Consider the following 11,916-nt stretch of genomic DNA (forward strand, 5'->3'; position numbering starts at 1 on the left):
GATTCCAGACGGCGCAATCTCGGTGTCAGGCGGCCGCGCTCACCTCGGCCGCCGGTTCCAGTGCAGCCACGATGATGTCGGCCACGTCGGTCATCGGCTTGACCTGTAGTGCCTCCAGCACCTCGGCCGGGACCTCGTCCAGGTCGGGCTCGTTGCGCTGGGGGATGAAGACCGTCTTCAACCCGGCGCGTTGTGCTGCCAGCAGCTTCTGCTTCACGCCGCCGATCGGCAGTACCCGGCCGTTCAGCGTGACCTCACCGGTCATGCCGACGTCGCCGCGGACCTGACGCCCGGTGGCCATCGACACCAGTGCCGTGACCATCGTGACGCCGGCCGACGGGCCGTCCTTGGGCACCGCGCCCGCCGGGACGTGCACGTGGATCTGGCGATCCAGCGTCGTCGGGTCGATGCCCAACTGCTCGGCGTGGGAGCGGACGTAGGACAGCGCGATCTGTGCCGACTCCTTCATCACGTCACCCAGCTGCCCCGTCAGCTTCAACCCCGGCTCTCCGGCATTGGCATTTGCCTCGATGTAGAGCACATCGCCGCCCAGGCCGGTCACGGCCAGGCCGGTCGCCACGCCGGGAACCGCGGTGCGTTCGTCGGACTCCGGCGTGAACCGCGGACGGCCCAGGTACTCAACGAGATCCGGTTCGTCGACGACGACGCGGTCGATCGGCCCGTCCTGCAGTTTGGTCGTGACCTTGCGCAGCGCCTTGGCCAGCAACCGTTCGAACTGCCGGACACCTGGCTCACGCGTGTAGTCCGCGGCGATCTTGCGCAATGCCGCGTCCGTCACCCGCACTTCTTCGGTGGTCAACGCCGCCCGCTCGGCCTGCCGGGGGAGCAGGTAGTCCCGCGCGATGGCGACCTTGTCGTCCTCGGTGTAACCGTCGAGCTGGATCAGCTCCATCCGGTCCAGCAGCGCCGACGGGATGTTTTCGATGACGTTGGCCGTCGCCAGGAACACGACGTCGGACAGATCCAGATCCAGCTCCAGGTAGTGGTCGCGGAACGTGTGGTTCTGCGCCGGGTCCAGCACCTCCAGGAGTGCGGCCGACGGATCACCGCGGTAGTCCGAGCCCACCTTGTCGATCTCATCCAGCAGCACGACGGGATTCATCGAACCCGCCTCGCCGATGGCCCGCACGACGCGGCCCGGCAGCGCGCCGACGTAGGTACGCCGGTGGCCACGGATCTCGGCCTCGTCGCGCACGCCGCCCAGGGCGACGCGCACGAACCTGCGGCCCAGCGCGCGGGCGACGGACTCACCCAGCGAGGTCTTACCGACCCCGGGCGGCCCGGCCAGCACCATCACTGCGCCCGAACCGCGGCCACCCACGACGGCCATGCCGCGCTGGGCGCGACGTGCCCGCACGGCCAGGTACTCGACGATGCGGTCCTTGACGTCGTCCAGACCGTGGTGGTCGGCGTCCAGGATCTCCCGGGCGCCCTTGAGGTCGGTCGAGTCCTCGGTCCGCACGTTCCACGGCAGGTCCAGCACGGTATCCAACCAGGTACGGATCCAGCCGCCCTCGGGGCTCTGCTCGCTGGACCGCTCCAGCTTGCCGACCTCGCGCAGCGCAGCCTCGCGGACTTTCTCCGGCAGGTCGGCGGCCTCGACGCGGGCCCGGTAGTCATCTGATCCGTCCGGCTCGCCGTCGCCGAGTTCCTTCCGGATAGCGGCCAGCTGCTGGCGCAGCAGGAATTCCTTCTGCTGCTTGTCCATGCCGGCGCGGACGTCCTCGGCGATCTTGTCGTTGACCTCGACCTCGGCCAGGTGTTCACCGGTCCACTCGATCAGCAATCCGAGGCGACGACCCACATCTGAGGTCTCCAGAAGCTCACGCTTCTGCACATCGGTCAGGTACGAGGCGTAGCCGGCCGTGTCCGCCAACGCGGAGGGGTCGGTGATCTTGTTGACCACGTCCACGATCTGCCAGGCTTCACGCCGCTGCAGCATGGCCAGCAGCAGCTTCTTGTATTCGGCGGCCAGCGCCTTGGTCTCGTCGGCGGTGGAATCTGTGGGTTCGGGCGCTTCCTGCACCTCGACCCACAGGGCCGCACCCGGTCCGGTGGTTCCCGAACCGATGTGTGCGCGGTGTTCACCGCGGACGACGGCAGCTTCTGCACCACCGGGCATGCGCCCGACCTGCACGATCGACGCGATCACACCGTGAGTGGGGTAGCGGTCGTCCAGGCGTGGGGCGATCAGCAGCTTGCCGGATTCGCTGGCCTGAGCGGCATCGATAGCCGCGCGGGCAGCATCGTCGAGTTCGATGGGCACCACCATTCCGGGCAGGACGATGGGCTCGCTCAGGAACAGGACCGGCACTGCGTTTGATTCGGACATCGCGTTTGATTCGGACATCAAACCTCCAAAGTTCAGTCTGATGCGCTCAACCTTGGTCGGGTCAGGTTTGTTCCCGGGATATCCGGTGTCCGGGTTCGCCGTGAGTGAACGGAAGCTAAGCGGCGCGTCTATTGACCACGATATGGATTTCGCGGGTGAGTACCCGCAGGCCGCCGGTCAGTGGTGGCGCGGTGGACCGGTAGGTGGCGCCGGTGGGGGTGATGTGTTTTGTGATGTGTCGGCCTGATTCGTCGACTCCCGCCACTACGTGCCAGCCGGGCGTTTCTTTGACGTAGTTGCAGTGTTCGCACAATCCCTGGCCGTTGGCGGCGCTGGTGGGCCCGTTCCGGTGATAAGGCTGCACGTGGTCGATGTGGCGGATCGGGGCGTTGCAGTAGGGCGTGCGGCAGGTTTGGTCGCGGATGGCGATGAATCGGGCGAGGCCTTTGGGGAAGCGTCGTGACCGGGATTCCATGGCGACCAGCGCTCCGGTGTCGGGTGCGGCGTAGAGGCGTCGCAGGGTGGCCCAGGAGTTCTCGTCGGCGAGGGCGTCGGCGATCATGCGCCGGGCTTCCGCTGCCGGAATCGGTCCGTGGCCCTGCAGGTAAGCGGGTTGCGCACTTCCGGCGAACAGGGTGTCGTCGGAGAGCACGAGGTTGACCCCGACGGGGACCGGTGTGGTGACATCGCGGCCGGTGACGCGGGCGACCAGGGTGTCGGCCATGGCCTGGCCGCGGTTGCGGCCGTCGGGGCAGCGGTCGGCCGAGTCGGTGAGTGCGTCGCGCACGGAGGCCGCATCGGTTGCCGGCAGCAGGGCCGTGACGATGGCCATGTTGTCGGCGGCGGGCCGGAAGGTGACGTTGCGGTCTTCGGGTGCCCTGGTTGCCCGGTCCATGACGGCTATCGGATCGAGTTGGTAGGCAATGGCTTTGGCGTCGTTGCGGATGCGGGTGTCGCCGAGTCCGATCAGGTTGGTGTGGTCGGCGCAGAGTTGATGGTCGAGGCGGCGCCGGTCGGTGGGGGACAGGCAGGCGGCTTCGCGCACGATCAGTCGGGCGCGCGCTTCGGTGAGTGTGCCGGTTTCGAGGGCGGCCAGGGTATGGGGCATGTCGTGGACGAGGATGCGGGCGTCGGAGAGGTAGCGGTTGCCGTGGGTTGGTGAGTCCATGCGGGCCAGGCCGATTTCCGAGCCGAGTCCTCGGCCTCGACGGGATATGGGTATTCGGGTGGCGGATTCTCTGGCGCGACGGGCGGTGTCGAGGGCGGCGGTGGCGCGGGCTTGTCCGGCTGCGGCGGCGGCTTTGAGCCGTTCGAGTTCCGCGATGCGATCCCGAAGCTCCGCTTCGCCGGCAGCGGGATCGATGTGATGTATCAGGACATCGGTGACAGTTCTGTATCAGGACATCGGTGACAGTTGATGTATCAGGACATTGGTGACGTTTCATCGGTCTTGGCGTGGGCCGCGGGGTTGTCCGTTGCCGACGTATCGCACTCCGGGTGCGGGTCGTGTGTGCTCGATGAGGACTTCGCCGTCGAGGTCGGCCACGGTGATGCTGTCGCCGTCGATGACGACGAGGACCTGGTCGAAACTGCGTCGGCCGTCGACTTGGTAGTGAATTCCGGCGACGCTGAACGAGCCTGTGCTGGTCAGCGTCTTGACGAAGGTGCCTGCGGGTAGGTCCTTGGGTGTCGGCGCGGGCCGGTGCTTCTTGGGTGTGGGTGGGGCGAATAACGGCTTGTCAGGCTTGGGGCGAGGAGCTTCGGCTTTGGGGGTGGCCTCCCACGCCGCGCGGCGTGACACGTCCAGGTAGTCCTTGGTGAGGACGTTCGGTGTTGTAGATGACATCGAAGGCGTCGACCTGGGCCTGTAGTTCTTCGAGCGTCTCAGCGAGGGGCTGTTTGTCGAGGTAGCGAAACAGGGTCTGGTGGAAGCGTTCGTTTTTGCCCTGGGTGGTGGGCTTGTGGGGCTTGCCGGTGATCGCCTCCACGCCCAGGCGCGACACATGCGCGACGAGTTGGCCGTTCTGCCCGCGTCGGGACGGATTCAGCGCAGCCCCGTTGTCAGAGAGCAGTCGTTGCGGGACGCCGTGGGCGGCAATAGCCTTGTCCACCACAGTGATTGCGTCCTTGGCGGTCTCGCCCCAGGCGACGTGGGAGGCAACCGCGTAGCGGGAGTGGTCGTCGATGAGCTGGAAGATCACGCACTTGCGGCCACCGGCGAGGACGTACTCGGTGGCATCGAGTTGCCAGCACGCGTTCGGGGCTGGATAGACGAACCGTCGCCACGCCGAGCGGGGCTTTTTCTTCGGCTCAAGCCGAGCGACCCCGGCCTCACGGAAGATGCGTGCCAGCGACGCGGTGGAGGGACCTGCTGAAGGCCCATCGCACCCATCTTGTCGTACACGCTGATCGGCCCGTGGTCAGGCCGGAGGCCTCCAGAGCGGCTCGCACGGCCACGGCCTGTTGTTTGAGCTCGTCGCTCAACGTTGCCGGACTGGACTTCGGTCGTCGGGTCCTGGGTTCGAGCACCGCGGCCGGCCCGTCGGCCTTCGCCCGCTTGCGCAACTCGTAGAACGTTTTTCGGGAGATTCCGTGCTCGGCGCAAAAGGTTGATACCGCCCCGCGGGGCGCGTCATCGGGCCACTGGGAGATCGCCAGGCGGATCCGAGGATCGATGGGTTCATTGACAGCCACCGCCTGAGCCTGCGGGCAGAAGTGTCACCACCAAGACCATCCGAACTGTCACCGATGTCCTGATGCAGAACTGTCACCGATGTCTTGAGACATAACACGGCAGCGGGATCGACCCTCACGAATCTATCGAACATGTGTTCGATACTACGCCACTCCGGTGACATTGTCTCGCAAATCTCGCCTTCGGAGTGCTTTCGGGTTGCACGATCGATTCTCGGCTGCCTTCCCGTCAGGCGAAGGCAGCGATCTCGCGGGTGTGAGGTGCCGCGGGCTGCGTACACCGAGCTGGAAAAGGGGCATACCAGAGGGAAATTGGTGCTGCGACCGTGACCGATCACGCCTTGCGACGTAGCATCCAGTCATGAACCGGGGATTCGTCGTTTCGTTCGCGATCGGTGTGATCGTGGCGCTGTTCGGCCTCATCTGGGCACTGCAAGGTTTCGGGGTGCTACAGGGCAGCCCGATGAGCAACACCACTACCTGGTCGGTCGTCGGCCCGATCACGGCGGTGATCGGGGTCGTAATCGCCGGGTGGAGTTGGCGCAAGCTCAAGTCACGGTGAAGTTCACCGAATGCCAACCGGTGGCGCCGTCGGGCACTGTGTCGGTGTGATCCGAGGTCTGGACCGCGCCGGTGTTGTCGGTGGCCCGCACCGTGATCGTATGGCTACCAGGACTGCTCGTCTGCCAGGGCAGGCTCCATAACCGCCACGTCTGGTTCGAATAGGCGGCACCCAAGAGCGCGGGTTGCCATGGACCGTCGTCGATTCGGACCTCCACGCCGCGCACGCCGCGGTTCTGTGCCCAGGCGACTCCCCCGAAAGTCGTCGGCCCCGCCGCCACTCGTTGACCCCGCTTCGGCACGTCGATGCGCGACTCGGTTTTGACGGGGCCGCGCGGGGCCCAGCCCTGTTTGGTCCAATAGGCAGCTGCCCGGTCGAATCGGGTCAATTCCAGGTCGGTGACCCACTTCGTTGCGGACACATAGCCGTAGAGTCCGGCCACCACCAGTCTCGCCGGATAGCCGTGCTCAACGGGAAGCGGCTGCCCGTTGAGGCCGATGGCCAGCATGGCATCGCGGCCGTCGCGCAGGGCGTCTAGCGGGGTGCCCACGGTGAACCCGTCTACCGAGGTCGACAGCAACATGTCCGCATCGGTGGCCACGCCGGCTGCCCGTAGTAGGTCGGTCAGCCGGTAGCCGGTCCATAGTCCGGTCGAGATCAGTTCGCCGCCAACCGGATTGGATACGCATGTCAGCGTGACGGCTTTCTTGACGACTTCGAACCGGCTCAGATCGCCGAAGCTGTAGGTGATCTGGCGGTCCACCATGCCGTGGATGCGCAGTCGCCACTCATCACGGCTCAACTGCGGAACGCTGAGTGCGACATCCACGCGGTAGAAGTCCGCGCTGTCGGTGATGAAGCTGGGCAGCGCAACGTCTTTCGGCTGGACGTCGGGCGGTATCGGGGGTGCTGGTATGCGTGGCGGAGGTAGCGCAGCGGTGTCGCGTTCTACCGCGACCGAACTCGTCACCCGGCCGACAATGACACCCAGAAGCCCCGTCGCCGCGCCGAATCCGAGCAGGCCGGCGGTGGCCAACCACGTTCGCCTGGTGGTGTCGAACTGTTCGGCATCGTCGTCGTGGGTGGTCCAGACGCGCTGCACGAGCAGGCGCAGTGCTGCCACTCCGCAGGCCGTGCCCACCACCGTCGGTACGATGTCGAACATTGTCGCGCCGGGGCGCGAGAGCACGGCCCCGCAGGCGAGCAGTCCGGCGACGACGAAGATCGCGCTGCCGGTCCGACGGCGCCGGGATTCATACGTCGCGGCAATGGCGGCGGTGGTGGCGATCACCGCCAGTACGACGAGGGCGAGGAACAGTTTGTCCAGGCTGCCCAGGGCTTGGATCACCCCTTCCTTGACGACACCCGGGGTCAGATCCACGATCGTCGAGCCGACCGCGTTGCGTGGATCGGCCGTCGCCCCAAACGGAATGCTGACGAGTTGAGCGATACCGAGGGAGACCGCGGCGGCGGCAATTCCGCCGAGCATCCGTGCGTTCGGCGAGGTCTCGGATGAAGACGACGAGGACTGTGCCATCGCCACCAACCTACTCGCGGTATAACGCCGGGAGCCTGCCGTTGGGGGTAACGGCAGGCTCCTCGGGTGGGTGGTTCGCTAGGTGGCCGACTGCGCGCCGAGCACCCGCTGGATATCGGGCTTCATCTGCTGGAGCTGCTGCCCCCAGTAGTTCCAGGAGTGTGTGCCGTTGGCCGGGAAGTTGAACACCCCGTTGGTGCCGCCGGCTGCGATGTAGTTGTCGCGGAACGTCACGTTGGTGCGCAGGGTCAGCCCTTCGAGGAACTGGGCTGCCAACAGGTTGCCGCCGTTGGTCCCGGCGTCGAGGTCCGACGGGGTACCGGTGCCGCAGTAGATCCAGACGCGGGTGTTGTTGGCGACCAGCTGGTTGATGTTGACCATCGGGTCATTGCGCTTCCAGGCCGGATCGGTCGACGGGCCCCACATGCTCTCGGCGTTGTATCCGCCGGCGTCGTTCATCGCCAGGCCGATCAGCATCGGCCACCAGCCCTCGGACGGGTTCAGGAAGCCCGAAAGTGTTCCGGCATAGATGAACTGCTGCGGGTGATGGATCGCGTAGGTCAGCGCCGCGCTGCCTGCCATCGAGATGCCGACGACGGCGTTGCCGGTCTGCGAGACGCCGCGGTTGGCGGCCAACCAGGTCGGCAGCTCGTTCGTCAGGAAGGTCTCCCACTTGTAGGTGTAGTCCTGACCGTTGCCCTTCGAGGGCTGATACCAGTCGGTGTAGAAGCTGGACTGACCGCCGACCGGCATGACGACCGACAGGCCGGACCCGTCGTACCACTCGAATGCCGGGGTGTTGATGTCCCAGCCGTTGTAGTCGTCCTGGGCGCGTAGACCGTCGAGCAGGTAGACCGCGTGCGGCCCGCCGCCCTGGAACTGAACCCGGATGTCACGGTTCATCGAGGGTGAGAAGACATCGAGGTACTCGACAGGTAGTCCGGGCCGGGAGAACGCTCCGGCGGTCGCCGAACCTCCTGCAAAACCGATCATCGCGGGCAGGGTGGCGGCTGCCATTGCCCCAGCGGCCAGCCGGCGCGTCCACGCTCCGCGAATCTTGTTGAGGAACTTCATAACGGCAACCAACCGTCCTTTCTGCACGTATACCAAGCAGTTCGCCGCTTGCCTCGGTAGTGAAACATGCGCCACACCAGTCACACGCGCAACAACACCGCACGGGCAGATCGCGGTTTACTAACGGTTGGAACTCGGCGCCGAGACCGACGGTCCGCAAACTCAGTGCGGCTGGATGATCAGCCACCCGTGCGGAGGGACCTCGGTCTGGCTGAGATCGTCTTGCGGTGGTGCACCCGAACCCGCGATCACCCGGCCCGAGCTCACCCCGAGGTCGGGCAATGACAGTGAGAGCGGCGCGTCCCCGATGTTGAGCGCGACGATCAGCGACTCGGGACCGGCGGCGGTCCGGTAGACGTACTGTGTGTTGGTCAGCAGCAACGGTGACGTGGTCGCGGTGTGCAGCCACGGATGCCGCCGCCGCAGTCCGATCAGGTACCGATGCAGCCGCAACACATCGGAATCATCTGGCGCAGTGGTGAATTCCGGTCGCACGGCGTCGTCGCCGCCGCGGCGCTCCTCCTTGACGCCGCGATAGGCCGACTCATCGCCGGCGTAGATGCTGGGCGTCCCACCGACCGTCAGCAGCAACACCAGCGCATGCTCGAGGTGCGCCGCATTCTGCAACTGGCTGGCGATCCGGGTCACGTCATGATTGCCCACGAATGTCAGCGGCACGAACGTGCCGAGAAAGTCGTTGTGCCGCTTCAGCGCCCAGTCCAGCTCGTGGAAGTTGCCGTCGTTCAGGCTGCTCCAGATCGCCTTCCACAGTTCGTACTGGGTCACCGAGTCGAAGGTGGCGGCCCCGACGGTCGCGGTGTAGTCGCCGTGGATCACCTCGCCGACGAACCAGGCGTCGGGGAATTCCCGGCGAACCGACGGCAACACCTGCGCCCAGAACCGGTCGGGTACCGCGTACGCGGCGTCGAGGCGCCAACCGTCGGCGCCGCGGCGCAACCAGTGCGCCATGACGTCGGCCGTGTAGGACACCACCTCCGGGTTGGCGTGGTTGAGCGTGATCAGTTCGCCGTGCCCTTCAAAGGTGGCGAAACCGTTGCCCCGCTTCTGAAACCATGCGGCATCGCCGTCGCGGTACCGGGCGAAGTCGGTGCCCACGTGGTTGAACACCCCGTCGAGCAGGATGCGCAGTCCGCGTGATCGGGCCTCGACGACCAGATGATCGAAGTCGTCGTCATCACCCAGACGCGGGTCGATGCTGAAGTGGTCGGTGGTGTCATATCCGTGGGTGCGTGACGCGAAGATCGGACCGAGTGCAATGCCGGAGGCGCCGAGTTGCACGGCGTGATCCAGCCAGTCGGTGATCCGCCGCAACCGGTGTTCATCGGCCGACGGCGGGTGGTCGGCGGGGAACGCACCGACGAAGCCCAGCGGATAGACCTGCCACCAGATGGCATGTGGGATCCACGCCGGTTCAGTCACGAAACTTCGCCGCGTACAGGGCCTTCATGGTCTCGGCCAGTTCCGGGGCCGGTCCGTCCACGTCGACACCGGGAGCCACGGTGGTGATGGGCAGCGGCGCCACCGGACCGGCCGGCACCCCCCATTCGGACAGCCAGCCGCTCAGCTGCGCCGAGGAGGTGGCGTAGACGATCCGGTTCAGGCCCACCCAGGCGTGCGCGGCGGAGCACATCGGGCAGTGCTCACCGGAGGTGTACACGGTGGCGCGGGCCCGGTCCTCGGGGCTCAGATGCGCGACGGCCCAGCGGGCGACGGCGAATTCGGGATGTTGGGTGGCGTCCCCGTCCTTGACCCTGTTGCGGTCTGTGAACACCGTCGTGCCGGTGTGATCGACCAGTATCGAGCCGAAGGGCTCGTCGCCGTCGTCGAGTGCTTCGCGGGCCAGATCGACACATTTGCGCAGCTGACCGAGGTCGTTGTCGCTGATGGCCACGGAGGGCAGTTTACGCCCGAACCGCCATCGGACTCCTCAGTCGCCGTCGCAACACGGCGTCGCCACGTCGAGGCGGCACGCGCAGGACGCGCGGACCGCGACGTCCGTGCGCGCCAGTGCCAACTCCAGTTGCTGTCCGATGATGAGCGCCTCGGCGTCGCGGCCCAAGCGAGAAAGACACTCGTGGTAACCGTGCAGACTCCACACGTTGTTCGGATGATGGCTGGACCGGCTCAGCGTGGGGTCCAGGCCGAGGTCGGCGGCGTAGATGCGGGCGGCCTCCTCGACGTGATTCTGTTCGAGCAGCAGTGCACCGAACGCATGCCGGGTCGGCTGCATCCAGCCCCACGGTTCGTCGTAGGGCAGGGCATCGTCGAGTTCGACGGCCCGGCGCAAATAGCCGAATGCAGTGTCGTAATCGCCTTCGCGGTAAGCGATTTCGCCATTGAGCATCTGCTCGGCGATGGCCAGGATGTCCAGGCTGGTGTTGTTGAACAGGTAGCGCGTATCGGGGATGCGCTGGTACGCCGCGAGGAACTTCTCCCGCTCGGCGCGGGCCTGCTCGACCTGCCCGGTGGCTGCGAAGGCGACGCCGCGGCCGTAATGGATCGTCGCGGTGGTGGTGCAGTACAGGTCGGGATTGGTGGGCAGTGGTTCGGCGATCAGGTCGTCCCAGCGGCCGAACCGCACCAGCACGTGCACCCGCAGGGGTACGAAGGCTTCGAGCCAGTCGGCCATCGGCGGTGACGAGACCAAGAGCACGTCGGGGGTGAGTTGGGCGGCAAGCTCCTCGGCCGCGTCCAGGGCAATCTGCGAACTGCCTTCGAACATGGCCGAATACACCACGAAATGCAGGTCGTGCGCGCGGTACAGCGAGTAGAAGTTGACGGCGCCCTCGCGTTCGACGAATTTCCGGTCAGCGTCGACCGCAGCGAGGTTGGCCCTCACGGAGTTGCGATAGTCGCCGCACAGAACGTCGATGTGGCTGGCCATGTGTTGCAGGTGCCCGGCGTCGGGAACCAGTCCGCGCAACAGGTCGGCGGCGGGCAGCGCTGCCTGCGGTGTCGTCGACATCTCCATCGCGTGGATGTACAGGTGCAGCACCCCCGGGTGTTGCCGTCCGGTACCGGTGGCCAGCGCCCTGTCAAGGATCCGTTTCGCCTCCAGCACGCGAGATCCCGGTGCGGGCTCACCGGTGCGGCCGTCCCACAGCGCCCAGGCGGTCACGTTGAGCAGGGCGTCGGCGGCCAGCGTCTGCACGTCGATGTCGTCGGGATGGGCGGCGGCAAGCGCCGTCATCGCGTCGGCGTAATGGGTATGTCCGGCCGTCAGGGGCTCCGCGTCATCGGCGTCGGCGGTGGGAAATCGCTTGTGCAGAGCGGTGATCAGGTCGCGCTCCAGCGCTGACGCGCGGCCCGTGGCAGCGCGCTCGAGTTCGGCCCGAGCGCGGGCCAGCGAGGTGCTCAGGTCGGTGGGATCGAACGCGTCCCAGGCCTTGTTGTAGTTGGGGCCGACCGCGTAGGCGATACCCCAGCGGGCGAGCGCGAAATCCGGGTCGAGATGTAACGCACGCTCGAAGCACCGAATGGCCTCCTCGTGGTTGAAGGCGTAGCACCAGACCATGCCGCGGTCGAACCAGACCTGCGCCGACGGTGAGGGAGTGTCCGTCGGGCGGTGGTAGATCCCGAGCCGGTAGTACGGTTCGGTCTCGGCGAGATCCGTCACGGTGCCGACGCTACCTGGATGGGTCGACACCGCAGCGCCGAACATGTTCTAGTTCACCC

The 11,916-nt window shown here is 66.4% G+C and carries 8 protein-coding genes and 1 pseudogene; 1 reads left to right on the forward strand and 8 read right to left on the reverse strand.

Going from position 1 to position 11,916, the window contains the following annotated elements; genetic code table 11:
• Positions 1-25: 25 nt before the first annotated feature.
• From lon to G6N44_RS03195, 3 genes and pseudogenes are all read right to left on the reverse strand, one after another.
• Positions 26-2,353: an endopeptidase La gene (gene lon, locus G6N44_RS03185; RefSeq protein WP_163669531.1), complete on the reverse strand. Its 2,328-nt coding sequence runs from the start codon at positions 2,351-2,353 to the stop codon at positions 26-28.
• A gap of 115 nt (positions 2,354-2,468) precedes the next feature.
• Positions 2,469-3,521, reverse strand: a complete 1,053-nt coding sequence (locus G6N44_RS03190; protein ID WP_235682925.1) for an HNH endonuclease — start codon at positions 3,519-3,521, stop codon at positions 2,469-2,471.
• A gap of 273 nt (positions 3,522-3,794) precedes the next feature.
• Positions 3,795-5,047 (reverse strand): annotated as a pseudogene (locus G6N44_RS03195) (integrase core domain-containing protein).
• Positions 5,048-5,408: 361 nt separating this feature from the next.
• On the opposite strand from G6N44_RS03195, the gene G6N44_RS03200 reads away from it, so the two are divergent.
• Positions 5,409-5,609: a hypothetical protein gene (locus tag G6N44_RS03200; protein ID WP_163661061.1), complete on the forward strand. Its 201-nt coding sequence runs from the start codon at positions 5,409-5,411 to the stop codon at positions 5,607-5,609.
• Here the strand turns inward: G6N44_RS03200 and G6N44_RS03205 are convergent.
• From G6N44_RS03205 to G6N44_RS03225, 5 genes are all read right to left on the reverse strand, one after another.
• The gene (locus tag G6N44_RS03205; protein ID WP_235682926.1) at positions 5,596-7,146 is read right to left on the reverse strand and encodes a molybdopterin-dependent oxidoreductase; all 1,551 of its coding nucleotides are present in this window, start codon (positions 7,144-7,146) and stop codon (positions 5,596-5,598) included. The genes G6N44_RS03200 and G6N44_RS03205 overlap by 14 nt on opposite strands.
• 78 nt (positions 7,147-7,224) lie before the next feature.
• Positions 7,225-8,220, reverse strand: coding sequence for an esterase family protein (locus G6N44_RS03210; protein WP_163661063.1), 996 nt, complete (start codon positions 8,218-8,220; stop codon positions 7,225-7,227).
• 162 nt (positions 8,221-8,382) lie between these two features.
• Positions 8,383-9,660 (reverse strand): alpha-amylase family protein, encoded by a 1,278-nt coding sequence (locus tag G6N44_RS03215; RefSeq protein ID WP_163661065.1) that lies wholly within the window; start codon positions 9,658-9,660, stop codon positions 8,383-8,385.
• On the reverse strand, positions 9,653-10,132 hold the full coding sequence (locus tag G6N44_RS03220; RefSeq protein ID WP_163661067.1) for a nucleoside deaminase: 480 nt from the start codon (positions 10,130-10,132) through the stop codon (positions 9,653-9,655). The genes G6N44_RS03215 and G6N44_RS03220 overlap by 8 nt, the downstream gene beginning before the upstream one ends.
• A 36-nt stretch (positions 10,133-10,168) precedes the next feature.
• Positions 10,169-11,902, reverse strand: coding sequence for a tetratricopeptide repeat protein (locus tag G6N44_RS03225; RefSeq protein ID WP_163661069.1), 1,734 nt, complete (start codon positions 11,900-11,902; stop codon positions 10,169-10,171).
• Between the last annotated feature and the right edge of the window lie 14 nt (positions 11,903-11,916).

Origin of the sequence: Mycolicibacterium alvei (assembly GCF_010727325.1) — a bacterium.
Lineage (GTDB): Bacteria > Actinomycetota > Actinomycetes > Mycobacteriales > Mycobacteriaceae > Mycobacterium > Mycobacterium alvei.

Bases quoted from the DNA above. Each gene is read 5' to 3' on its own strand.
- G6N44_RS03190 (WP_235682925.1), bottom strand. From the start codon at position 3,521: ATGGACTCACCAACCCACGGCAACCGCTACCTCTCCGACGCCCGCATC.
- G6N44_RS03210 (WP_163661063.1), bottom strand. From the start codon at position 8,220: ATGAAGTTCCTCAACAAGATTCGCGGAGCGTGGACGCGCCGGCTGGCC.
- lon (WP_163669531.1), bottom strand. From the start codon at position 2,353: ATGTCCGAATCAAACGCAGTGCCGGTCCTGTTCCTGAGCGAGCCCATC.
- G6N44_RS03200 (WP_163661061.1), top strand. From the start codon at position 5,409: ATGAACCGGGGATTCGTCGTTTCGTTCGCGATCGGTGTGATCGTGGCG.
- G6N44_RS03225 (WP_163661069.1), bottom strand. From the start codon at position 11,902: ATGTTCGGCGCTGCGGTGTCGACCCATCCAGGTAGCGTCGGCACCGTG.
- G6N44_RS03205 (WP_235682926.1), bottom strand. From the start codon at position 7,146: ATGGCACAGTCCTCGTCGTCTTCATCCGAGACCTCGCCGAACGCACGG.